A 26219-nucleotide genomic window follows, 5' to 3' on the forward strand; every position below is an offset into this window, starting at 1 on the left:
TAGTAAGATAATATCACGGTTCATTTTTTCAGTACCTAACGTTGTAAAAACTTAATCCAATAATTATGAAAATTGCAGTCATTGGCAACTTTCTGCCCCGTCGCTGCGGCATTGCCACATTTACCAACAACTTTGTACAGTCTGTTTTACAGGCAGGCAAATTAAACAATGAGCAACCAGAAATTTTTGTGGTTGCTATGAATGATCAAGATCAAACCTATGCTTACCCTGACATTGTAACCCACACCATCAGACAGCAAGAACCAGAAGATTACCTAACTGCTGCAGATTATATCAATGCTTCCGGCGCAGATATTTGTGTATTACAGCACGAATTTGGTATTTATGGTGGCGATGGCGGCGTTTATGTTTTAGCATTGGTACAAAAATTAAAAATGCCCCTGGTAGTAACTTTTCATACGGTTTTAAAAACACCTTCTTTCCACGAAAAGAATATAGTACGCAAACTGGGCGAAACCGCCAGGCAATTGGTGGTAATGAGCAAAATGGCTGTTACTTTTTTAACCGGCATCTATAGAATACCTCCTCAAAAAATTCAGGTAATTCACCATGGCGTTCCCGATTTTAGCCATGTTGAAAAAGATGATGCACCCAAACTACATTTCGAAGGCAGAACACTACTTAGCACATTTGGCTTTTTGGGCCGTAGTAAGGGAATTGAAACCGTTATTAATGCCCTGCCATCCGTTGTAGGCAAACATCCTGAAGTATTATATGCCGTTGTAGGTAATACACACCCCAATGTGGTAAAACATGCCGGTGAAGAATATAGAAACAGCTTAAAACAGCTGGTATCCAAACATCATTTAGAAAACAATGTGGTTTTTATTGATGAATTTTTACCCGAAAACGAGTTGGAGAAATACCTGCAACACGTAGATATTTATGTTACGCCCTATTTAAACGAAGCACAAATTACCAGTGGTACTTTGTGTTATGCCATTGGATCGGGCACTTGTGTGGTATCTACACCCTATTGGCATGCACAGGAACTACTTGCAAATGGCCGGGGCGAACTTTTTGGCTTTGGCAATACAGGTCAGCTGGCTGATATTATAAATAATCTGCTCGACAATCCGGAACACCTGCAGCAAATGAAACAAAAGGCCAGGACATTTGGTAAAAAAATGTACTGGAAATTTATAGGCCAGCAATACCTGCACATGATGCAAAGAGTGGCAGAAACAGATGCATTATTATTAAGAAAATTTATAGTAAACAATATTTCTGCCCTACCTGCTTTTAGCCTGGAACATATTAAACGATTAACCGATGATACCGGCATTATTGAACATGCCAATTATCATATTCCCAATTTTAAAGAAGGCTATTGTATTGATGATAATGCCAGGGCACTAATTCTTGCATTAATGGTGCATGAATTAAACCTGGATAAAGATGCCCTACAACTGGCAGATAAATACCTGCGCTATATTAAATTAATGCAGCGTGAGGATGGATTCTTCCATAATGATTATAGTTACGACAGGAGATTTTTAGATGAAATTGGCTCAGAAGATGCTTTTGGCCGAACCATTTGGGCAATGGGTTATATGATTCATCAGGCGCCTACTGATGCTCACCTGCAGTTTGCAAAAGACATTTTCTTCCGCTCATTTCAGCACATGGAAAACATACATTCCCTGCGTGCAATGAGCAATATTATTATGGGCTTACATCATTTTCTAAAACGTTATCCCGATAATGAAAGCGTATTAAAAGTATTACGCACTTTAACCCACCGTATTAAAGAACATTTTTATTCTGAGGCCGATTTACAGTGGAAATGGTTTGAACCTATTTTATGTTACGATAATGCCCTTTTACCATTGGCACTATGGCTTTCTTATGGTGTTACCCAGGATGCAGAAACCCTGCGTATTGCCGAAGAAACTACCCAGTTTATAGAATCTCATACCAAGGTAGACGATCATATTACCCTTGTAGGCAATAATACCTGGAGTAAAAAAGGCGAAGCAAAAAGTGTATACGGCCAGCAACCCATCAATGCCATGGCAATGGTAATGATGTACCAGCAGGCATATAATATTACCGGCAATAAGGAATACTATAAAAATATGTACCTGGCTTTCTCCTGGTTTACCGGCAACAACGATCTTTTTATTCCCCTGTTCGACGAAGAAACCGGCGGCTGCTGCGATGGCATAGAAAAACATGGAGTAAACAGAAATCAGGGTGCTGAAAGCAATATTGCTTATCAATTATCCTATTTAACCGTAATGAATGCCGCGAGGGAAGAAGAAAAAAAGCAGGTGGTGCATGAGAAAAGGCACCATAAAGTAAGTCTCACTTTTATTGAATAAGTTTTTCAATAAATAACTTTAAAAGCTGTATAAAAATCAAGGTGTGCCATCTAATTTTTATACAGCTTTTTTTATGCATTTTTTTGAGCCAAACAATAAAACAGATGGTGGCTTTACTGGCGTCGCACACTTGTACATTCTATACCTGACCAGGCTTTTAGCTTTTAGCTTTTTGCCGTTTGCTATTTGCTATTTGTCAACTGCCGATATTTATTCTGCTGCACAAGAGTGCGACGCAAGTAAAGCTAAATAGTTGCAACTGGCTGGGCCCAATAAAGCACCTTGCATTATGTCGGTTTGCACTATTGCTTATGCTGGTTTATAAGAAAGCAATTCCTTAATATTGGTTTTGTGATGGTCTACATGGTAAGCAGTAAAGTATAGCATTTCGCGAAGGGTAACCTTGCCTAATAATGGATGCGGCAATATAAAATCATCCAGATCTTCTTCAGAATATTTGGCCACCTTTTTTATAAGTGCTGCAATGGTGGCTGTTATGCTTTTACAAATTCTTTTTTTTCTTTTAAAACTGATAGCCGGAGGAATATACCGGGAGGATGCTTTACCCCCTTCGGCCAGTTTATCAAAATAACGATGCACCAGTCCGGCATACGATCTTGACTGGCGGTTGGCTTTGCCAAAAACAAGGTCTAACACAAAAATGGGTATGGCAAAAGCCATGTTTACCGGTTTAATGGAGCGCAGAATATGATCTGCCTGCTGACCGGGAGTCCATTTATTATCTGTGGTGAATAAAAAATCTTCCTCGCTCATTGCCTCAATCATTTGCACAAAAGCAGCATAATTGTCTTTTAAATGAGTAATAATTTCCTTTTTATCCATAGAAAATTTTGTTTATCAATGATGGTTTTACCTAATCATACCAGCTATTGTTCCCGCTGAATAAGAAAATCAGCCAATTGTATCAAGGGCTTTTTGCGTACTGAAACAACAGCGGTATCTTCCAGGTGTTGCAAAGCCTTATCCAGATATTGCTGTTTTAAAGCCCATGCCCATTCGTCTACATTGCAGGCTTTAAAAATGGCCAGCACTTTGCTTACTTTATCGGCAGGGTTTTCCTGCATCAGCTGCAAAAGTTCCTGCTTTTGCGCCGGTGCAGCTACTTCCAGTGCGTGAATGAGTAAAAAGGTTTTTTTGTTTTGTTTTATATCGCCACCAAGGTCTTTTCCAAATTTTTCTGGATCACCAAAAGCATCCAGGTAATCATCCTGTATTTGAAATGCAATACCCAGGTTTTTACCAAAGTTATACAGGTGCTGGCAGTTACCATCACTGGCGCCACCCAACATGGCACCCATTTGCAGGCTGGCCGCCAGCAAAACAGATGTTTTTAATTCAATCATGTGAATATACTCCTCCAGCGATACAAAGGGTAATTTCTCAAAATCAATATCCAGTTGCTGTCCTTCGCACACTTCACGGGCTGTTTTATTAAACAGGTGCAATATTTTGTTCAGATTAGCTCCCTTTATCTTATTCAGGTAATCATATGCTACCACCAGCATAACATCGCCACCCAATAAGGCGGTATTAATGCCATATTTGGTATGTACGGTTTGCATATTACGGCGCAAAGGGGCTGCATCCATAATATCGTCGTGTATTAATGTAAAATTGTGGAACAGCTCAATTGCCGTTGCCACATGGTAAGCATCCGGATGTATTTCACCAAATAACTCATTACCCATTAAACACATTACGGGCCTTACTCTTTTACCCCCCAGTGATAAAAAATAATTGCAGGAGGCATACAGGCTTTCTGGTGCTGCAGGAAAATGACCAATCTCAAATCTTTGCTTAAAATCTAATGCTAAGGCTTCAAAAGAATGCATTGTATGATATTCGTGTTTCTGCTAAAGTAGCAAGCTTATGCTGTTTGAAAAAATGAATATTGCAAAAACTGTTTTCAACAATTGGTTTATACAATTGCTTAACTTATTTGATTGCCCTTCCGCCGCAACGTATTTTTGCAAAAATTCCAGAAAAATGCTGATAAAAAAATATGGCTTTTTACTATTGTTAAGCTTTTTTGTCTTTTCAGTAGCCAATGCGCAAAACAAAATTGTAGTATTTCAAAGCGATTTTGGGTTAAAAGATGGTGCCGTATCGGCCATGAAAGGGGTGGCAATGGGCGTTTCTGCTGAACTTAAACTATTCGATCTTACCCACGAAATTCCCGCTTACAATATTTGGGAGGCCGCCTACCGCCTGCAACAAACTGCCGGGTACTGGCCTGCAGGAACCGTTTTTGTTTCTGTGGTAGACCCCGGTGTGGGCTCTTCCAGAAAATCGGTGGTGCTAAAAACCAAAAATGGCCAATTCATTGTTACGCCCGATAATGGCACCCTTACCTTAATTGCCGAAAGCCAGGGCATTGATGAAATAAGGGAGATTGACGAAAATAAAAACAGGCGCAAAGGTTCTTCAGAATCCTACACTTTTCATGGCCGCGATGTATATGCCTACACTGCCGCCCGTTTGGCCGCAGGGGTTATTAGCTTTGAAGAAGTAGGCCCTAAAACAGGTAAAAAAGTTGTAAGTATCGATTATCAAAAAGCAGATTACGAAAAAGGTGCTATCAAAGGTTTTATACCCATTTTAGATATTCAGTATGGTAATATTTGGACAAATATTGACATCAATACCTTTAAAAAACTAAAACTTAAATACGGCGATAACTTACACGTTACCTTTTACAACAAGGGAATAAAGGTATACGAAGAAAACCTACCCTATGCCTCAACTTTTTCGGCGGTTGAAAAGGGCAAACCGCTTTGTTATTTAAACAGCCTGCTAAATGTATCTTTTGCTTTAAACGAGGATAATTTTTCAACCACTTATAAAGTGTATAGCGGACCCGATTGGACCCTAACTATAAACAAACAATAATCGCCTTTTACAAATGTTTGGCCAGGCAGTAGTAGAATAATGTAACTGCCGTTGCGTCGCACACTTGTACGTTCCGGTTAGGGCGCAGCAAAAACAACCTAAAATTAATGTGGGGGCTACAGTAGATATATTACATTTAAATATCAAAACCATGTAACCATGACAACCATATTTGAACCAACAGCCTACCAAAAAATATTAAACCGGCTAAACCAATTACAGGTAAATAGCCAACGCCAATGGGGTAAAATGAATGCAGCCCAAATGCTGGCTCATTGCCACGCAGCTTTAATGGTAACTTCAGGTAAAACACAGGCGCCGAGACTATTTATAGGCCGCCTGCTGGGCCCCATTTTTAAAAAATCTTTTCTGGGTGAAAAGCCCATTAAAAAAAACAGCCCAACAGATAAAAGTTTCATCATAACAGATGAACGTGATTTTAATACCGAAAAAGAACAGTTACTGCAACTGTTACATGAGTTTGTAAGCGCTGGCGAAGCCAATGCTACAAAAGCGGTGCATCCATTTTTTGGTAGTTTAACCCCGCAGGAAAGAGGTGCTTTGGTATATACGCATTTAGACCACCACCTGCAACAATTTGGAGTATAAAACAGATGTCATAAAAAAACCTTGCAGTCTATCTGCAAGGTTTTTTTATGGTAAATCTTAAATGGCTTATGCGTGTGCAGTAACGGTTTCTTCCTTCTCGCCAATAAATAATGGGTATTGGGCAGATAAACTTACCAATATTGAAAAAGTAGCAATACCTGCAAATACACCTGTTGCAGATCCCTTAGAGGCGTAATCAGCAAAAACATCACTAAAAACATCGCAGGCAACAAATGTGGCTGCAATGGCAATTATAGTAATAACCCAAAACAACGTATCGGGCTTTACTTTTTTACGCAATTGAGCCAGTAAAAATACGATTACTGCTACAGGCACAAATAATAATGCACTTACACTTGAGGCAAAGCCCAATGTTTGTAATATAGAAGTAAACGTATAATCTGTATCGGTTAAAATATGAGAGCTACATACGATGGTGTTTACAAAAATGGCTATAAACACAGTTCTTACAGTAAATAAAACAGGTATTGAAAATGTTGACTTCATGTACAATTTTTTGCTAAAGATAGTAATTAGTTAAAAAAACCATGTTATAAGATAATTAAAGGACCAGCCGTACAAGAGTGCGACGCAAGAGCTGATGCCATAAAATACCAAGGCCAGGCCCAACAATTTTTATAAGTTTTGAATGCAGAAAAAAGCTTTCATGCATGTAACAATAGGCCTCCTTCTGCATTCAAGATTATTTATAAACTGGCGTCCTCTTTTTCTTTCAGGGCCTTTATTAAATCAAGTGCTTCGGCTACTACATCGCACATAATAGTTACCAACGAGCCTTGTTTAGCCGTATTATAGGCGTGCATAATGGCTTCTTTTTCGTTGTAAATTATGGTAAGTGGTATATCTTTTACCCTGGTTTCGTTTATACCTTCTACCAACAGGTTTACAATTTCTTCGGCGGTGCGGCCACGCAGGTTTTTATCCTGGCGAATAATAATTTCGTCAAAATGTCTGGCAGAAATTCGTCCCAGCTCTTTTATGTCTTCATCTCTTCTATCGCCTGTACCGCTTATAATACCCACTTTGGGGCTACCATCCATTTTGCTAATAAAATCGCATAGCAACTCCAGTCCCGCAGGGTTATGCGCAAAGTCAACCAAAAATTTAAAATGTTTAAATTCAAACAGGTTTAAACGCCCTGGCGTTTGGGATGGAGATGGAACAAAAGTGCTTAAAGCCGTACGTATATCCTCAATAGAAATTTCTTTAAACAAGTAGGTTGCCAGCATGGCAGGCAGGGTATTCATAATATTATGTAATGCTTTACCTCCATAGGTTATAGGTATTTCGCTTACTTTCATTACACGAATTTTCCAGGTACCTTTTAAAATGGTTACATAGCCATTTTCATAAACGGCACCATATCCGCCGGTGGCGCAATGCGCTTTAAGTTTGGGGTTATTTTCATCCATACTAAAATAAGCCACATTGCATTCCAGCCCTTTGTTCATATTATATACCAACTCATCATCGGCATTTAAAATAGCAAAGCCATGCTTAAAAGTGGTTTCGGGTATAACTGCTTTTACACGGGCCATTTGTTCTAAACTATCTATACCGCCAAGTCCAAGGTGATCGGCAGTAACATTGGTAACAATACTTACATTACAATTTTGAAATGCCAGACCACTTTTTAATAAACCGCCACGGGCACATTCCAATACAGCAAAATCAACAGTGGGATCTTTTAATACAAATTGTGCACTTAATGGGCCGGTACAATCGCCCTTCATCAACATTTGGTTTTGAATATATACCCCATCGCTGGTAGTATAACCCACTTTTTTACCGGCAGTTTTACAAATATGTGCTGTAAGCCGGGTGGTAGTAGTTTTACCATTTGTACCAGTTACTGCAATAATGGGTATTCGGCCGTTACTTCTGTCGGGGAACAACATATCAATTACGGGTTCTGCCACATTTCGGGGCAAACCTTCGGCTGGTTCAATATGCATTCTAAACCCAGGTGCTGCATTAACTTCCAATATGGCGCCACCATTTTCTTTAACTGGTGTACGCAGGTCTTTGGCCATAATATCAATACCACAAATATCCAGTCCAATAATCTTGGCTATACGTTCACACATAACAATATTGGCCGGGTGTACTTCATCTGTAACATCATTTGAAGTACCGCCTGTTGATAGATTGGCCGTAGGTTTCAGCAATACCAATTCATCTTTTGCAGGAACAGTTTCCAGGCTATAGCCTTTTTCATCCAACATTTTTTGGGTAAACTGGTCAATAGTAATTTGTGTTAGCACTTTTTCGTGACCATAACCACGGCGTGGGTCTTTATTGGTTTCATCAATCAGGTATTGAATGGTATTAATACCATCGCCTACCACACTTGCCGGAGTTCGTAGTGCGGCACAAATAAATTTGTAATTAATTACCAGAATCCTAAAGTCAAAACCAGTAATAAATCTTTCCACAATTGCACTGCGCCCATATTTCTGGGCAGCTTCCAATGCGGTAACTGCCTGCTCCCATGTGGTAATATTGGTAGTATTACCCTTTCCATGGTTCCCATCAATTGGCTTAATAACCAATGGATAACCATATTTATCAATAGCATCTTTTAAACCAGCTTCACTGCGAATAACAGTGCCGCTTGGTACGGGTATTTCCGCCGCCTCCAAAAGGTTTTTGGTTTCTTCTTTATCGCAGGCAATATCAACGGCAATATTACCGGTAGTACTGGCAATTGTGGCCCTTATTCTTTTTTGATGTACCCCATAACCCAGTTGAACCAAACTATGCTTATTTAAACGTATATAAGGAATGCCTCTTTTTGCAGCTTCCTCTACAATACAACCGGTAGAAGGGCCCAAACGGGTATCTTCCCTTATCTCCCGCAGATTTTGAATATCACTACCCAAATCATATGCAGCATTATCCACCAGCGCCTGTGCAATGCGCACTGCCGCTTTAGCTGTATACACACCTGCATCTTCTTCCAAATAGCTAAATACCACATAATAAATACCATGCTCACCGGTAGTACGGGTGCGGCCAAAGCCACAATCCATCCCTGCCAGGGTTTGCAATTCAAGGGCAATATGTTCTATTACATGTCCCATCCAGGTGCCTTCATCTACCCGCATAAAAAAACCGCCGGGTACACCTTCACTGCATCGGTGCTCGTACATAGAGGGAAACATTTGCTCCAGCCTTTCCCTAAATCCTGTAATAGTATTGGTAGGCCGGGATTCCAGCTCTTCCAGATTTAAACGCATCTGAATAAGTTTAAGGCGGCGTACACTCCAGTAATTAGGACCTTTCAATACTTTAATGTCTTCAATTTTCATAGTGCTTATTTTACAGTTTTGGTTTTTTAAAATGCAGGCTGTACCCGGCAACAGTAACTATCATTAAACATCCTTGCGTCGCACTCTTGTGCGGCAATAATGCTATGCAGCCAATCCCATTTTGATAATTAAAATGCCAGTCAAATAAATAGCCCTCCACAATAACTACAGAAAAAGGAAGATAGTAAAAAATATCAGAAGCCAGGAAATATGCGCATGCTTTCGTATAACTTACAATTATTCTAATAATAACGACCCGCTTTCCTTTAGGTATAAATCAACCTTAAAATCAACTTTACTCAAGTTCTTTTCTAGGAAAATTCTATCAAAATCAACAAATTTGGGCCAGCATACAACAGAAAAAAAATATTGCCGTTAATTTATAAAAGGTAAATTTTCTTTAATATAAATAACTATATTTGAAAGAACGAATCTAAAACGCCGTATCCAATAACCAAAAATTCATATTCTTTTCGTATCCTAATAGTGCTGAAAACCAGCCACTACTTTGAACCTTAATTAAAATCCAACCAAATGACAATCACTGTAAACCGAAAACCAGTCTACTTTTCTGCCAACCCTAAAAGAGTAATTGTTCGTTTTTTTATGCCAGGCGGACCAGAAAGAGCGAAAAAAATTATTAAGCGCCTGATGGCATTATCAGAAGAAGACACCTTAAAAGTATTAAACCAAACACTGCGTGATTTTTCAAACAGGCACCGTAATATAACACGAGTGTTCGCTAAAAATTTCGACAGGGTATTATCCATAGCAAAAGAAGAGGGCTACGATGCAGATAATTTTTCTAAAGAAAGAAAATTATTAATGGGCGCCTATTTCACACACGAATACTCTATTGAATCCGCCGCATTTTTTAACCCATCCATGGTATTAGATCCTGATCAGGCCAATCTGGAAAAAGGGCAAACCAGGATTATAGTTAGCTTCCGCGCTACGGGTGAGGGCCATATTTCTTCGCTGGAATTCAGGGGCGGCACACTAGACAAGCACAATAACCTGGAATTCAAACAATCAGGCAAACTGGTTGAAGAAGCCGAAACCATACAGGTACATATTTACAACAAGCCAAAATTCTTAGAGAAATTAAAAGATATGCATATTGATAACCCGGAGGTTATTGATAAAATACTGGGCCGGTTTGGCGATAATTTTTATTTCAGGGAATTAAGGCAAAGCATTGCAGAATATACCCATAACAACACCATTACCATTTTAGAAGAACAGGTATTGGAAGCTATAAAATGGATTGCCAATGCACAATATGAAATAACTTTCTCTATGGATACTGCCATATCTGAGAGAGTGATTTTCCCCGTTTCAGATACAGAAAGTAATGGTATTGAAGATGCCCGTTTTATAAAATTTACCGATGACGATGGTAAAGTAATGTATTATGGCACTTACACAGCCTACAACGGTTTTGCCATTATGCCACAATTAATTGAAACCAGCGATTTTTATACATTTAAGGTAAAACCCATTTATGGTAAATATGCCCAAAACAAAGGGATGGCTTTATTTCCAAGAAAAATAAATGGTAAATATGCCATGCTTTCCAGAAATGATGGCGAGAACAATTTTATTATGTTTTCTGACCAGCTTACCAACTGGAACAACGAACCTATTCTGGTACAGGAACCATTTTTCCCATGGGAATTTGTACAGGTAGGTAACAGTGGTTCCCCTATTGAAACACCACATGGCTGGCTGGTAATTACTCACGCCGTAGGTGCCATGAGACGTTATTGCCTGGGAGCTATTATGCTGGATAAAAATGACCCTACAAAAGTGATTGGCCAGTTATCCGAACCTTTATTGGTAGCCAATGAAGACGAAAGAGAAGGCTATGTACCCAATGTTGTTTATTCCTGTGGCTCTATTATCAATAACGATGAAGTGATTATTCCTTATGCAATGTCTGACTGCAGTTCAGGTTTTGCAACTGTAAATGTGCGGGAACTGATTGAAAAAATGATACCCGATGCATATGTTGTAGATACAACCAGTATTAAAAAAGATGCACATAAAATTTTATTGGTAGATGATGATGAACTATCTCAGTTGATTGTTACAGATATTCTAACCAATGAAGGATACGAGGTAGTAGTGGCGGCAGACGGTTTACAGGCTATTATGCAAATAAGCAAACATAGTTTCGATCTTATTTTATCTGATATTTCTATGCCCAATTTTAACGGGTACCAGCTATTAGATTTTTTAAATTCCGGCAAAATTAAAATACCGGTTGTGTTCTTAACCAGCCATGTAAGTCAGGAAGATGAAATTAAAGGTTTGCGTATGGGCGCAGCTGAATACCTTAAAAAACCAGTTGACGCCGAATTGCTCTTATTGAGAATTAAAAATATTATTAACTAACTTTTACATAGGGGTAACTGTTGAAAAGGTGTGGGTGTTTGCCTGCACCTTTTTCATTTTAAGTGCCAAGCTTCCATTGTCGCATAGAATTGTTGGCGTACAAGAGTGCGACGCAAGAAAAGCTGCAATACATTATTAGCCGGGATAATAAGCAATACACATTTGTATTTATTTTCCTCATGTTATACACCAATGTTAACCAATAGTACCTGTTTTGGCGGCACAATACCCAATTCCCTTATTTTTGTACGAATCACTTTTTAAAGCATGAGCACTCCAAAAGGAAAACTTATAGCAATTGGCGGGGCCGAAGACAAAGGCTCTGAACTGGATAAAGACGACCTTCAACTTAGAAATCATAATTTTTTTGAAGCCGGTATTTTGCGTCGTATTGTAGACGAAGCTGGTGGTATAAATGCCCGGATTGAAGTTATTACCACTGCCTCTACCATACCATACGAGGTGGGTGAAAATTACCTGGATGCCTTTGGCAAAATTGGCTGTACCAATATCGGCCTTATGCATATTAGAAACCGCGAAGACGTGGCCAATGAAGACTTTAACCGGCGTATTCGCCAATGCGATGGTGTGATGTTTAGTGGCGGTAATCAATTAAGGCTTACCGCCGTTTTTGGCGGTACCGCTTTTCTAAAAACCATTCATTACCGGTATCAAAATGAAAAATTTGTGGTAGCGGGCACCTCGGCTGGTGCCATGGCAATGAGCAGCACCATGATTTATGAAGGCAATGCCTCCCGTGCCCATCTTAAAGGAGAAGTGAAAACCACTACCGGACTGGGTTTTATGGATAATGTAATATTTGATTCGCACTTTGAAAAAAGGGGCCGTTTTGGCCGACTGGCACAGGTAGTGGCCGCTAACCCAGGTTGCATTGGCATTGGCTTAGGCGAAGACACCGGCATGCTGATTACCTATGGCGATCACATGGAAGCCATTGGTAGCGGACTGGTAATTATTATTGACGGGCACGACATTAGTCACACCAATATTGCCGATATACATGAAGGCAGCCCACTTAGCGTAGAAAACCTGAAAGTGCATTTCTGTGCCAAAGGAAATGGCTATATGGTAAAAGACCGGAAGTTTATTGAACGCATGGGTAAGGAAACAACCCCTATCATGACGGAAATTTATTAAACCAATCACTATATGAAAGCCTTGCCATTATTATTGTTGCTTTGTAGTACCTCTATTTTATTGCACGCCCAAAATTCAAAAGATAAAAAATGGAAACTGGTTTGGGAAGAAAATTTTAATGGAAGTCAATTGGATACCAGCATCTGGAACTACGAAGTAAACGATGAAGGTGGTGGCAACCACGAGTTGCAATACTATACAGCCCGCAAAGAAAACAGCTATCTTGAAAATGGCCTATTACATATTAAAGCCATTAAAGAACCCTATTTAACTCGGCAGTATACCTCTGCCAGAATTACCACAAAAGGCAAAGCAGATTTTACTTTTGGCAAAATGGAAATAAGGGCAAAAATACCAGTAGGCCGGGGTATGTGGCCCGCCATATGGATGATGCCCACCGACAGCAAATTTGGCCATTGGCCCTGGAGCGGAGAAATAGACATTATGGAAACCAAGGGCCAGGAGCCTGATTCGCTCTATGGCACCATACACTTTGGCCCGGCATACCCCAACAATCGTTATTTAGGCAGCAAGCTGGTACGCGTAACGCCTGATGGCTGGGGCGACGATTTTCATACCTATGCCATAATATGGCAAAAAAATAAAATAGAATGGCTGGTAGATGGTGTTAAATTTCACGAAGGCACCATTGCCAATGTAACAAACATAAAAAATGTGCCATATCCGTTTAATGAGCGTTTTCATTTTATATTAAACATGGCCGTAGGCGGCGATTTTCTAGGCAACCCCGATGACAGCATTTTACCAAAAGAGTTTTTGGTAGACTATGTTAAAGTGTACCAGGAGCAATAAAATAATTTGTAGCCCGGCATCAGCACAATAATGAAGCCCGGTTGCGTCGCACTCTTGTGCGTTTAGCCCATATGCAGCAAAACAATAACTAATTTATTATACCATGCAAAGAAGAACTTTCATTCAACAGGCATCACTGGCAACAGCCGCATTGGCCATTAACAAAAATGCAAATGCCCGAGATTATGCTGATTTTCCTGTGGTACGCACGGCCAGCGCCAACAGAAAATTTACCAGTACAGCTGTTGAACAATTAATTGCAGAAGTTAAATCAAATATTGGCAATAAAGAATTAGGCTGGTTATTTGAAAACTGCTTCCCCAATACACTGGATACCACCGTTGATTTTGAAATAATAGAAGGCAAACCAGACACCTATGTAATTACAGGCGATATAGATGCCATGTGGCTTCGCGACAGCACAGCTCAGGTTTGGCCCTATGTACCACTTTGCAAAAACGACAAACCTTTACAGGAGTTAATAAAAGGCGTAATTCACCGTCAGGTAAAATGTATTTTAAAAGATCCCTATGCCAATGCTTTTTATAAAGACGAAAGCAAAATCAGCGAATGGAAAGCCACTGATATTACCGATATGAAACCCGGCATACACGAACGTAAATGGGAGATTGACAGCTTATGTTATCCCATCCGTTTAAGTTATGGTTACTGGCAGCAAACCGGCGATGCATCTCCCTTTGATGCGCAATGGGTATCGGCTATGAAATTAATTGTGCAAACATTTAAAGAACAGCAACGCTTTCATGGCCAGGGGCCTTATACTTTTCAACGTAATACAGCCTGGGCAACTGATGGTGTGCCATTAAGCGGCTATGGCTATCCAGTAAAACCAAATGGTTTAATCTGCTCTATGTTTCGCCCAAGTGATGATGCCACAATTTTTGCCTACCTGATTCCGAGTAATTTATTTGCTTTTAGGGTACTTACCTATATAACACGTATTGGCAACGGAAAATTATTTGATGCAGCATTTACCAAAGAAACCTTTGATTTAAGCGAGCAGATAAAAACGGCATTGGTAGCCCATGGTGTTATTACACACAAAACCTATGGCAATATGTTTGCCTACGAGGTAAATGGATATGGCAGTTATAATTTGATGGACGATGCCAATGTACCCTCCTTACTTTCTTTGCCTTATTTAGATGCAGTGGATAAAACAGATAAAACATATCAAAATTCAAGAAAATATGTATTGTCTCCCGAAAATCCTTTTTTCTATAAAGGCACGGCCGGGGAAGGTATTGGCGGGCCACATGCAGGTGCTGATATGATTTGGCCGCTAAGTATTATTATGCGCGGACTAACATCGGATAATGATGCAGAAATAAAATCATGTCTGGATATGCTGCAAAAAAACCATGGCGGCACCGGTTTTATGCATGAGAGTTTTCATAAAAATGATTCTACCAATTTTACACGCAAATGGTTTGCCTGGGCCAATACTATTTTTGGCGAATTTATTTGGAAAGTGTACCGGGAAAAGCCACACCTGTTGCGCTAAATAAATGGGTATTTTACTGCTGCCATTTAATCAAACCCCCGAAGTGTGCGACGCAAGTAAAGCCCCAAATTTAATCAGCAGCCGGGCCAACAATGGTTTAAATTATTTTATTTCGCTTCTTACTTCGGCAATAAGCGCCAAAGCTTTTTGGGTTTCACTAAACAACTCATCGTATAGTTCATGTTCCAATATTTGTGTACTGATGAGCTTGCTACCCATACCAACGGCGCAAACACCCGAGTTAAACCATGAAGCCAGGTTATCTTTATTAACTGATACCCCGCCTGTGGGCATAAATAATTGTCCTGGAAATAATTCTTTAACAGCACTTATAAATGCCGGCCCCAAAATATTGGCAGGAAATATTTTAATAAGCGATGCGCCCAACTCCTGCGCACGGTAAATTTCAGATGGCGTCATACAACCAGGCACCCAGGCCAGGCCTGCACTGCTTACTAAAGCAGCCACATCTGGTTGTACAATTGGTGCAACAATAAAATCGGCACCCGCAGCTATAAAATCTCTGGCCTGATCTACAGATTTAATGGTACCAATACCCAGGTACAAATTTGGTGCTTCTGCAGCCAGTGTATCCTTTAACAAGCGGAAATTTTCCAGGGCAGCAACACCTCTGTTGGTATATTCAATTACCCTTATTCCGGCTTTGTACAAAGTGCCAATTATTTCTAAACTTACTTTTACGCTATCTGTATAAAAAAGTGGCAGCATACCCTGCTGTATAATGGCTTCGGTTATAATGGTTTTATTTATGCGCATATGCTAATTTAAACTGTTCTATATCATTAATGGTTTTATTGGTAAAATCGCCTTCGGTAAACAACTTGCTAAAAGCAGCAGCAGTGGCAAAATCAAGCGTTTCCTGATAGGTTTTTGCATAATACAGTCCATAAATTACACCAGCCATAAAGCAGTCTCCGCTACCTACCTGATCAATAATTGTAGAGGTGTTATAGGTAATAGATTCATGTAAGTTATTACCCGATTGAAGGGTAGTAAAATAAGACAATCCTTCGTTATTGGTAAAGCGAAAAGTATTTGCTACAACTTCTACATTGGGAAACATAGCTTGCATTTTATTACCTGTATCCAGCGCCTGTAATATATAATCGGCCTTAGCGGCATTTGCCGATAATGGATTATTAAATGCAATGCCAAGCATTTTTTCAGCAGCCCAAATATTACCCATTACCACATGGCAATACTGTAATAAATCGGGCATTATATCAATAGGCGCAACACCATATTGCCAAAGTTTTGCACGGTAATTTAAGTCAACCGAAATAGTGATACCTTTTTGCCTTGCCGCCTGCAGCGCATCTTTGCAAATAGCTGCAGTATTTGTGCTTATTGCAGGTGCAATAGCACTAAAATTAAACCACCCTACTCCATCAAAAATTTTATCCCAATCTATTGTTCCAGCTTTTATCCCCGCAAAAGAAGAGTTACTTCTGTCGTAAATAACACCAGCATTTTTTAGGTCTTTCCCCTTGGGTAAAAAATACAATCCCAGTTTATCGCCTGCATAAATAATGGTGCCGGTATCTACCCCTTTTTTTTCAAGCATTGCTGCTATTTGTTTAACCATTAAATTATCAGGCACTACCGTACAATAAGCAACCGGCGTTTGCCACAAAGCAAGTGCTACCGCTACATTGGCCTCTGCGCCACCTACATAAAATGGCAGTTGCTTTTGTTGTAGCCACTCGCCTTCCACATCAGGACAAATGCGCAAAAGCAACTCTCCAAACGATAATATTTTACCCTTAGACTCCATTTTAAACTTAGCATCCGCCATAATACAAAATTAGTTTTACTTATGAAAATCAATAGAGTTGCAAAGTGCCAATATACTACATAAAAACAGATGAAGATTACAAAAATTAGGTGCCAGACTTTTGTACAAAAAGAGGCTTTACTTGCGTCGCACTCTTGTGCTTTCTGAACATAATGCAGCAAGAATCAATATATCGTAAATACACCTCTTACATGCATTTTACTTGTTATATGACAGCCAAAAAATCACGAAACAAAAAAATTACTGTAAAATCGACACTAAAAACTGCGCAATTTTTGTGCAACTTTTTTATTAGCAAAATTATAAGCAAATTACCGGCAGAAAACGCACATAATATTTCACATAGTAGCGATTTATTAGTAAGTTCGACGCATGAAAAAATTGATTTTTATTCCGCTCTTTTTAATCCTTGCTTTTTGTGGTTTTGCACAAAAAGAATTTACAAAATATACCAGTGTTATCCCGGGCTCAAAAGTAAGTTTCACTATGGTGCCAATACCTGCTGGCAGCTTTGAAATGGGAAGTCCGGCCACCGATAAAACTGCAAAAAAGGATGAAAAACCCCAACAAACCATAACCCTGTCTGCATTTTGGATGTGCGAACACGAAGTTACTTTTGATGAGTTCCAGCTTTTCTATGAAGATGCAACCATTCCGGTAAATTCTGAGGAAGTAGATGCAGTTACCAGGCCCACACCACAATATATAGATTTTAGTATGGGTATGGGTAAGCAGGGCGGCTTTCCCGTAAATAGCATGAGCCAGTATACTGCAATCATGTATTGCAAATGGCTCTATAGTAAAACCGGTGTATTCTATCGCCTACCCACCGAAGCAGAATGGGGATATGCTTGCAGAGCCGGTAGCAAAGACATGTTTTATTTTGGCAACGATAGCAGCAAACTGGGAGATTATGCCTGGTTTGTAGATAATGGGCAGGAAAAATTTCATAAAGTGATGCAGAAAAAACCAAATCAATGGGGCTTATACGATATGATGGGCAATCTAAGCGAGTGGACCTTGGACCAATATGACAATGATTACCTAACAAAAATCGCTGCCAATGCCAAAGATCCATTAATGTCCCCCGGGCCAAAATACCCAAGATCAATACGCGGAGGATGCTATGAAGACCCTGCTATTAATTTAAGGAGCGCTGCAAGAAACAAATCAATACCTTACATGAATCGCAGAGATCCCCAGGTACCCAAAAGTAAATGGTGGTTAACCGATGCTGGTACTGTGGGTTTTAGAATTGTTAGTCCGGTACAACAACCCACCGCAGCAGAAGCCGCTGCTTTTTATAGTAAATATTAACCAATAGATATTTTAACAATTTTATAAATACACAAATTTTCTAACATGCAAGCCAACAAAAATTCTTCCAGAAGAGACTTCGTTAAGCAAACCGGTATGATTGCCGGTGGTATATTGGCAGCGCCTTTAATTTCTGGCGCCAACTTTTTTTCAGGATCATCTGACGCCATTAAAGTAGCTATAGTAGGCTGCGGTGGTCGTGGTACCGGTGCTGCCATGCAGGCCATGCTTAGTAAGCAAAATGTAAAACTGGTTGCAATGGCTGATGCCTTTCGCGACAGGTTAGACGATTGTTATAAGCAATTAACAGCTGATGACATTTCTGACTGGAGCGGTACAGCCGGAAGTATAAAAGATAAAATCACAGTTACTGAAGCCACAAAATTTGTTGGTTTCGATGCTTACAAAAAAGCAATTGCCCTGGCTGATGTAGTAATTCTAACCACACCTCCAGGTTTTCGCCCCATACATTTTGAAGAAGCCATAAACCAGGGTAAACATGTGTTTATGGAAAAGCCGGTTGCAACAGATCCCGTAGGCATCAGAAAAGTATTAGAGGCCGCAGAAAAAGCAAAACAAAAGAAATTAAACGTAGTAGTTGGCTTACAAAGAAGGTATCAGAATTCCTATCGCGAAATGTATCAACGCAAGGACATGATAGGAGATATCGTTTCTGCACAAGCCTGGTGGAATAACGATGGTGTTTGGGTAAGACCTCGTGTAGCAGGACAAACCGAAATGGAATACCAAATGCGTAACTGGTATTATTTTAACTGGCTTTGCGGCGATCATATCAACGAACAACATATTCACAATATTGATGTAGTTAACTGGTTTAAAGGTGGCTATCCTGTAAAAGCCCAGGGCATGGGTGGCAGACAGGTGCGCAAGGGGAAAGAATACGGTGAAATATTTGATCACCACTATGTTGAATTTACCTATGCTGATGGCTCTATCTTAAATAGCCAATGCCGCCATATTCCGGGCACTATGAGTAAAGTGGATGAACTCTTAGTTGGTACAAAAGGTAGTATACAATGTGGTGCCGCCACCATTTTAGATAGCAAAGGCAACCCATTATACCAATACAACAAGAAAAATGAAAATAATCCCTACCAAACAGAACATGATGAACTGTTTGCAGCTATCGCAAAAGGTGAATATAAATTTGCCGATGCTGAAAGAGGCGCCAAAAGCACTATGACTTCTATTTTAGGTCGTTTGGCCACTTATAGCGGACTAGTAGTTGAGTGGGATAAAGCTATCAACCTTAATTTAAACCTGCAACCAAGTGCCTACACCTGGGATACTTTACCACAATTACTGCCAAATGCTGATGGATTCTATCCTGTAGCAATTCCAGGAGTAACCAAGTTTGTATAGTATAATAAATGTAATAAGCATAAATAGCCGGGATTATTCCTGGCTATTTTGTTTTATTTCGGTTCTACATCTTATTGGGAATGAAACTTTTTGGGCCAGGCAACAAAGCATTTTTGCTGCTTTACTTGCGTCGCACACTTGTGCTGCAACAAATCATTGAGCTTTAAACAGCCAATACAATCTACCCTAAATACAAGACAATTAGCTTTCTGTTGTTTTTTTATCCTGAGTAAAGTAATTCTCAATACTTTTAAAAAAAACAAGGATATGTCTTCTACTATAAAAATTGCACTTAGCCTGTTATTTTTTTTACTGAGTATAAAAACACAGGCCCAGGAAACAACGCCAATAAACAGCAATGAAAAAATACTGTTTAATGCAAAAATCTTTACTGCCAATACTAAAATGCCCTATGCAGAAGCAGTAGCCATCAAAGGAAATTTGATAGTAGCAATCGGCAATTTTAATGAAGTAAAAAATGCGCTTAGCAACAAAGCCAGTTTAATAAACATGAATGGTCAGTGCATTTTACCAGGTTTTATTGATAGCCATAATCATGCCCTTCAGGGTGGAGATGGATTGCTGCATGCTAACTTGTACGACAGTGCCGTAACCATAGAAGCATTAGAGCAATACGCAACAAAAGTAACCAATGATGGCAGTGGCATGTTCGATGGCTTTCTAATTATCGAAGGTATTAATATTGGCACCTGGTCTCATATTGATGAACTCAACAACACATTTAATGCAGCAGGTTATGCCGCCAAACCAATACTATTACGCGGCAGCGATGGCCATACTATTTGGGCCAATAATTTCCTGTTGCAAAAAGCGGGTATTACTACTAATTTCATCAGTCAGTTACCGCTGGAAACAAAAAAATATTATGGCATTAACCCTAATAATGCGCCTAATGGTTTTATTGCAGATAGCGGCATAGATAAACTAAACGCCATTTTACCCGAAATACAAACAGATTGGGTAACCGCTGGTTCAAAAGCAATGGAATACCTTAATAGTAACGGCATTACCGCATTTCTTGACCCCGCCTGCGGCTCAACAGATGCAACGGAGAATGAAATGTTGCAGGCTTATCAGAAACTATCTGCAACTAAGCAGCTTACAACACATGTGACTGCCGTAGTTGTGGCAGATGCCAATGGCAATGCAGCTAAACAAATAGCCAATTTAAAAAAGCTACAACTACAATACAACAATACCCGGAACCTGCGTGTACTTGGCTTTAAAATTTTTGCTGATGGAGTAATTGAATATCCCACACAAACTGCGGCATTATCTAAACCATATACCAATTCGGGGTCGAATGGTGCATTAATGGTAGATCCGCTTAAATTTAACCAGTTTGTTACGGCGGCCGATAAAGCCAATTTGCTGGTGCATGTACACGCTATTGGTGATCTTGCTGTAACTGATGCGCTGAATGGTTTTGCAGCTGCAAGAAAAATAAACGGCAACAGCCATATACCGCATACCATTACCCATATACAAATTGCCCAACCAACTGATTTTACCCGCTTTAAACAACTAGGCGTTTTGGCATCGCTTCAACTGCTGTGGGCCTTGGGAGATATTACTACTATTGATATTGTACAACCCTATATTGCCCCTGAACTGTATAAATGGCAATATCCAGCACGCTCACTTTTACAATCTGGTGCTACTATTTGCGGCGCCAGTGATTGGCCCGTAACCTCTGCCAATCCCTTTATTGCCATTTATGACGCAGAAACAAGATTGGGACTGAAAGGCGTTTTAGATTCAACCCAGGCTATGCCAAGGATTGACATGTTGTATGCCTATACTATTAATGCTGCCAGGGCTTTACAAATGGATAAACAAATTGGCTCACTTGAGCCGGGAAAAATGGCAGATCTTATTTTGCTTGACAGGGATATTTTTACCATTAGTCCGGAAGCGATGCAGCAAACAAAAGTACAGTGGACCATGTTTGAGGGTCGGATTGTTTATCAACAACAATAAAGGAAGATAACGCCCCCCCCCCGCAAATACTTTTGTTGCCATAAAAACGGAACGTACAAGTGAGTGACACAAGCGGCGATGCCCAATGCTTTGCTGCCGGCATAAAAAATGTATATGCCATTTTGAGTTGCACACTATACATTTGCACCTCAAAAATTATTATTAAAAATTGGGGAGGGGGTTATGAAAGTTATGAAATTTGGCGGTACCAGTGTTGGTAAGCCGGAACGTATGCGCCAGGTAGCGCAGTTAATTACCAGTGGCAACGAGCCTACTATTGTTGTATTAAGTGCTTTAAGCGGCACCACCAATGCACTGGTAAATATTAGTGATAGTATTGCCAACGGAGACAGGGCAGCAGCCAAACGAAAGATTGATGAGCTGGAAGCACATTACAGAAATTTTGTGCTTGATTTGGTACAATCTGCCTCTGCACGTGAACAGGCCAATGCCATTGTTACAGAGCATTTTGAATTTCTTACCATTATTTTAAAAATATCTTTTAGCGAAGCTTTGAATAAAGATATTCTGGCGCAGGGTGAGTTAATGAGCACCAAATTATTCTCTATTTATCTGGAAGAAAATGGTGTTGACCATTTACATATACCGGCACTTGAATTTATGAGCATAGACCATAATGAAGAGCCTCAAATTGGTAGCATTAAAGTAAAACTTAGCCAGTTATTGCAACAAAACAGTAATAAAAAACTGTTTGTAACCCAGGGCTATATTTGCCGCAATGTTAAAGGCGAAGTAGACAACCTTAAACGCGGTGGAAGTGATTATACCGCATCTTTGGTGGCAGCAGCCATTAATGCTACTGTATGTGAAATATGGACCGATATTGACGGCATGCACAATAACGACCCACGCATTGTAGATAAAACCGTTGCCGTAGAACAACTTAGTTTTGATGAGGCTGCGGAACTGGCTTATTTTGGTGCTAAAATTTTACATCCTACCTGTATTTGGCCTGCACAAATGTATAATGTGCCGGTAAAGTTGTTAAACACCATGCAGCCCGAAGCCAAAGGCACTACCATTGAACAAAATGCCAATAGTGTGGGTGTAAAAGCTGTAGCCGCAAAAGATGGCATTATTGCCATAAAAATAAAAAGCAGCCGAATGCTGCTGGCTTATGGCTTTCTTAGAAAAATATTTGAAGTGTTTGAAAAATACCGCACTTCTATTGATATGATTACCACCTCTGAAGTGGCCGTTTCTGTTACCATAGATACAGATCTTCACCTGGATGAAATAATAAAAGAATTGGAGCCTTTTGGCAGTGTTGAAGTAGATAAAGAACAAACCATTATTTCAATAGTTGGTAACGAAATTGCGCAAACACCCGATGTTTTAAAAAATGTATTTAATGCCATTAGTACCATTCCTGTGCGGATGGTTAGCTATGGTGGCAGCCATCATAATATTTCCTTGTTAATACCTGCGGCCAATAAAAAAGAGGCATTGCAGCTAATTAATACAGGCGTATTTGGTTTGTAAAAAATGGATTATTCTGGCAAGCCCGGTAACAGTTATGTTTGCCGGGCTTTTTTTTTTTGAGCCAAACTATTTATTTCTATGATGCTTTACTTGCGTCGCACACTTGTACGGTTGGTAATGCTATGCAGCAAAAGAATATCCCGGGGCCAAACCATTATGTGTTACAATAATATTATAATTTTAACCATAGGGTACATAGTAAGTAATTATTATTTACTTGTGCAGCATTACAACCACCAATCTTTTATCAATGCAAAAACCATTTGTAAGCGTTATCATTCCAGTATACAATGAAGTGCGTTATATTGATGAAATGGTAGCATCGGTAATTGGGCAACAGCACGATAGTTTTAACCTGGAGCTATTAATTGTAGACGGTGGCAGTACAGATGGCACCACGGCCAAAATAGAAACACTGGCCCAAAATAATACGCTGATACGCGTAATACATAATAGCAAAAAAATTTCCCCGGCAGCTTTTAACTTGGGCATACAACATGCCAAAGGCAACTATATAGCCATTTTGGGTGCACATAGTAAATACGACAAAGATTATCTTGCTATTTGTCTGGAAGAAGCTATTACACACCATTGCGCAGGCTGCAGCGGAAAAATTGTGGTGGCCAAAAATGATGCGGACATTCAAAGCGTATTAATTTATTATATGCTTACCAGCAGCTTTGGTGTAAGCAGCAAATCTTACCGCACAGCAAAAGAAGGCATCAGCGAGCAATGCCCCTACCCTGTTTTTGAAAAATCTATTTTCAATGAAGTAGGATGGTATAATGAGCAATTGGTACGTAACCAGGATAATGATATGAACTACCGTATTATGCAGGCCGGGCACAAGCTATATTATACGCATAAAGTATCGGCCTATTATTACCCAAAACAAACTATAAAGGGATTGTTTGATTATGCCAAACTTACGGGGAAATGGAACGCGGTAAGTTTGCAATTAAATCCCGGTTCAATGGGTTTAAGGCATGTGGTGCCGTTTATTTTTTGCTCTGGTTTATTGGGTTTGCTTTTGGGTACACTGGCTACTGCATTTTTAATGCCTCAAATAATGGTGTACTTTTTATGGCCCCTGCTTTTTATAATCGGTCTTCACTTAAGTTGTGGATTGGTGGTAGCTATTAGTGCCTTTACCAACACCAAAAAAGCCATCCTTTTTGTATTGCCCTTTTTGTTTTTTTCTTTCCATTTTTTATATGGTTATGGCACTTTGCATAAACTGGTAACCGGCAAATAAAAATAGCTGCCATAGGTTATGTTGTACAAGTGTGCGACGCAAGTAAAGCTGCTGCTTTTACCATTGCAGGGCCAACAATTAAAACCCTGACTTAATAGAGTTTAGATATAACAGCCTTGTATTTTCCATTGGGTTGAAGCGGAATGGTATCTACTACATCAAATGCAATATTTACATCGCCCAACTGGCTTTGAATTCTTTGTTGCATCAAATCCATATCCAATCTGGAAATAATGCCATCGGCCACTAGCTTTATAGTTATCTGTTGCAGTGATTCCTGTATTACCTGCGCCTGTTTGATGGTAGTTAACCCATTAAAAACACTGTGAAAACGTACCATTTGCCGGCCATCTGTGCCCACAATTACATCTTCTGACCTGCCAGTAATTTCCTGCACTACGGGCATTTGTCTGCCACAAGTACAGGTTTTATCACTCAATATAATATCATCCCCAATTTTATACCGGATAAGTGGTTGATCTACATTTAAAAAGCCGGTACAATAAACGGCGCCAGCTACCCCAAATGGAACGGGTTGTAATTGCTCGTCCAACACTTCTATCAAACCGGCATCGGGGCTAATATGCAGGCTGCCAGCTTCACACTCGCTTATTAAACCACAGGCTTCAACACCGCTCCAGCCATCGTAGGTTTTACAACCATACACCTGTTTAAAAAGCTCTCGCATTTGCGGGGTAAGTTTTTCGCTGGAGGTAATAACGGCTTTTAAAGCAGGCGCATTTAATTGTTGCTCCTGAATATGCCGGGCCAGAAAATAATTGCTCATGGCATAGCCAGTCATATATTCAATATGGTATTTATGCATGCCTTCTACATAGTTGGCAGCAGTATCTGCGTTTATATGATACGCTGAAAAATATACCTGTTTTTCAAAATAATTATAGCGGTAAAATGGCGCAATTGCATTAGCGTTGGGAACAATTCTTCTGCCACCAATCATACCCCTTGGAATGGTACTGCCAACACCAGCCCAAACCCTAACCCTTTGCTCGAATAAAGCAAACCAGCGCTGATGCATGGCATGAGACAATAAAATTTGTATCGGCGTACCCGTACTGCCACTGCTGGCAAAAAAAGATCCATTGGGTTCTCTTTGTACCGATAGCAATGCTGTTGTACCATTTTGCCTTAATTGCTCTTTGGTTAGTATGGGCAATAAGCCAATTGTATCCGGTGTAATGTTGGCCAGCTGGCTGCGTTGAATACCTGCTGCCAAAAAAGATTTTGTATAATATGGCACCGTATCAAAAGCATGTAACAGCATGCGTTGCAATGCTTCCTGTTGGTAGGCTTTCCATAAGTCAGTCGTATAGGATTCCCGTTCACGTGCTGCAATAAAATGTTCGGTAAAAACACCACCTAAGCGGCGTTGTTTCCATTGCCAGCCAAAAGCAGTAACCAGCAGGTTTTGCATCCATACCGGCGAATGTTGATATATGGTTTCACTTAACCCCATAATGCAAACAAGATACGAGCAAGTGTAATAACCACAAAAACTTAAGCCTTTTTCTTCTACAGGCTATGAACATAAATGAAAGAAGCTTGTTACTTTTATATAAAATTTACTTATGGGAATCTGGCGCCAGATAGCTGAATATCTCTACATAAAAAAACGCGATCCAAACGATGAGCGTACCCAATGGATGAAATACATGCATGGCATGAACCGAATTTCATTGCTTATGTTTTTAGTTGCCCTGGTTGTGATGCTGGTAAAGCTGGTAATTTTGCCAATGTTTAAATAATTAAGCTGGCAAAAATTATTAATGGTTAAAACTATTTTGACCTAAGCGTTATTGCACGCATGTAGCTTTACTTGCCACGCTCGGTTCAG

General features: G+C 39.8%; 20 protein-coding genes. 13 read left to right on the forward strand and 7 right to left on the reverse strand.

The features are described 5' to 3' along the window. The first annotated feature begins 65 nt into the window (after window positions 1-65). A complete protein-coding gene (locus GD597_RS09915; protein ID WP_171607691.1) occupies window positions 66-2345 on the forward strand; it encodes a glycosyltransferase family 4 protein in 2280 nt (759 codons plus the stop codon). A gap of 309 nt (window positions 2346-2654) precedes the next feature. On the opposite strand, the gene GD597_RS09920 is transcribed toward GD597_RS09915, so the two are convergent. After that, entirely contained in the window at window positions 2655-3188 is a 534-nt protein-coding gene (locus tag GD597_RS09920) for a DinB family protein (protein WP_171607692.1), read from the reverse strand. Between the two features lie 44 nt (window positions 3189-3232). Next, a complete protein-coding gene (locus GD597_RS09925; protein ID WP_171607693.1) occupies window positions 3233-4198 on the reverse strand; it encodes a polyprenyl synthetase family protein in 966 nt (321 codons plus the stop codon). A 154-nt stretch (window positions 4199-4352) separates the two neighbouring features. On the opposite strand from GD597_RS09925, the gene GD597_RS09930 reads away from it, so the two are divergent. Both GD597_RS09930 and GD597_RS09935 read left to right on the forward strand, forming a co-directional pair. Beyond that, complete coding sequence (locus GD597_RS09930; RefSeq protein WP_171607694.1) at window positions 4353-5255, forward strand: SAM hydrolase/SAM-dependent halogenase family protein; 903 nt, start codon at window positions 4353-4355, stop codon at window positions 5253-5255. 159 nt (window positions 5256-5414) lie between these two features. Further along, window positions 5415-5864, forward strand: a complete 450-nt coding sequence (locus tag GD597_RS09935) for a DUF1569 domain-containing protein (protein ID WP_171607695.1) — start codon at window positions 5415-5417, stop codon at window positions 5862-5864. Between the two features lie 66 nt (window positions 5865-5930). On the opposite strand, the gene GD597_RS09940 is transcribed toward GD597_RS09935, so the two are convergent. Both GD597_RS09940 and cphA read right to left on the reverse strand, forming a co-directional pair. Beyond that, window positions 5931-6371 (reverse strand): hypothetical protein, encoded by a 441-nt coding sequence (locus GD597_RS09940; protein ID WP_171607696.1) that lies wholly within the window; start codon window positions 6369-6371, stop codon window positions 5931-5933. Window positions 6372-6571: 200 nt separating this feature from the next. Next, the gene (gene cphA / locus GD597_RS09945) at window positions 6572-9196 is read right to left on the reverse strand and encodes a cyanophycin synthetase (protein WP_171607697.1); all 2625 of its coding nucleotides are present in this window, start codon (window positions 9194-9196) and stop codon (window positions 6572-6574) included. A gap of 534 nt (window positions 9197-9730) precedes the next feature. Between cphA and GD597_RS09950 the strand changes: the two genes are divergently transcribed. The 4 genes from GD597_RS09950 (at window position 9731) to GD597_RS09965 (ending at window position 15089) form a co-directional block, all read left to right on the forward strand. Next, window positions 9731-11593 (forward strand): glycoside hydrolase family 130 protein, encoded by a 1863-nt coding sequence (locus GD597_RS09950; RefSeq protein WP_171607698.1) that lies wholly within the window; start codon window positions 9731-9733, stop codon window positions 11591-11593. A 267-nt stretch (window positions 11594-11860) separates the two neighbouring features. Further along, on the forward strand, window positions 11861-12751 hold the full coding sequence (locus GD597_RS09955) for a cyanophycinase (RefSeq protein WP_171607699.1): 891 nt from the start codon (window positions 11861-11863) through the stop codon (window positions 12749-12751). Window positions 12752-12763: 12 nt separating this feature from the next. After that, complete coding sequence (locus GD597_RS09960) at window positions 12764-13564, forward strand: glycoside hydrolase family 16 protein (RefSeq protein WP_171607700.1); 801 nt, start codon at window positions 12764-12766, stop codon at window positions 13562-13564. A gap of 103 nt (window positions 13565-13667) precedes the next feature. Continuing rightward, window positions 13668-15089, forward strand: coding sequence for a glycoside hydrolase family 125 protein (locus GD597_RS09965; protein WP_171607701.1), 1422 nt, complete (start codon window positions 13668-13670; stop codon window positions 15087-15089). Window positions 15090-15191: 102 nt separating this feature from the next. Here GD597_RS09965 and GD597_RS09970 read toward each other — a convergent pair whose 3' ends face one another. Both GD597_RS09970 and GD597_RS09975 read right to left on the reverse strand, forming a co-directional pair. Continuing rightward, entirely contained in the window at window positions 15192-15866 is a 675-nt protein-coding gene (locus tag GD597_RS09970) for a beta/alpha barrel domain-containing protein (RefSeq protein ID WP_171607702.1), read from the reverse strand. Next, complete coding sequence (locus GD597_RS09975) at window positions 15853-16905, reverse strand: sugar kinase (protein ID WP_235954255.1); 1053 nt, start codon at window positions 16903-16905, stop codon at window positions 15853-15855. Before GD597_RS09975 ends, GD597_RS09970 begins: the two co-directional genes overlap by 14 nt. Window positions 16906-17277: 372 nt before the next feature. Between GD597_RS09975 and GD597_RS09980 the strand changes: the two genes are divergently transcribed. From GD597_RS09980 to GD597_RS10000, 5 genes are all read left to right on the forward strand, one after another. Next, complete coding sequence (locus GD597_RS09980) at window positions 17278-18222, forward strand: formylglycine-generating enzyme family protein (protein WP_171607703.1); 945 nt, start codon at window positions 17278-17280, stop codon at window positions 18220-18222. 45 nt (window positions 18223-18267) lie between these two features. Continuing rightward, window positions 18268-19605, forward strand: a complete 1338-nt coding sequence (locus tag GD597_RS09985) for a Gfo/Idh/MocA family protein (protein WP_171607704.1) — start codon at window positions 18268-18270, stop codon at window positions 19603-19605. A gap of 267 nt (window positions 19606-19872) precedes the next feature. Continuing rightward, complete coding sequence (locus GD597_RS09990) at window positions 19873-21606, forward strand: amidohydrolase (protein WP_171607705.1); 1734 nt, start codon at window positions 19873-19875, stop codon at window positions 21604-21606. 183 nt (window positions 21607-21789) lie between these two features. Further along, entirely contained in the window at window positions 21790-23109 is a 1320-nt protein-coding gene (locus tag GD597_RS09995; RefSeq protein ID WP_171607706.1) for an aspartate kinase, read from the forward strand. Window positions 23110-23359: 250 nt separating this feature from the next. Next, the gene (locus GD597_RS10000) at window positions 23360-24364 is read left to right on the forward strand and encodes a glycosyltransferase family 2 protein (RefSeq protein ID WP_171607707.1); all 1005 of its coding nucleotides are present in this window, start codon (window positions 23360-23362) and stop codon (window positions 24362-24364) included. A 91-nt stretch (window positions 24365-24455) separates the two neighbouring features. On the opposite strand, the gene GD597_RS10005 is transcribed toward GD597_RS10000, so the two are convergent. After that, a complete protein-coding gene (locus tag GD597_RS10005) occupies window positions 24456-25841 on the reverse strand; it encodes a phenylacetate--CoA ligase family protein (protein WP_171607708.1) in 1386 nt (461 codons plus the stop codon). A 112-nt stretch (window positions 25842-25953) separates the two neighbouring features. Between GD597_RS10005 and GD597_RS10010 the strand changes: the two genes are divergently transcribed. Next, window positions 25954-26130: a DUF6728 family protein gene (locus tag GD597_RS10010; protein ID WP_171607709.1), complete on the forward strand. Its 177-nt coding sequence runs from the start codon at window positions 25954-25956 to the stop codon at window positions 26128-26130. Window positions 26131-26219: the final 89 nt, after the last annotated feature.

The sequence above is a fragment of the Limnovirga soli genome, assembly GCF_013106755.1.
GTDB lineage: Bacteria > Bacteroidota > Bacteroidia > Chitinophagales > Chitinophagaceae > Limnovirga > Limnovirga soli.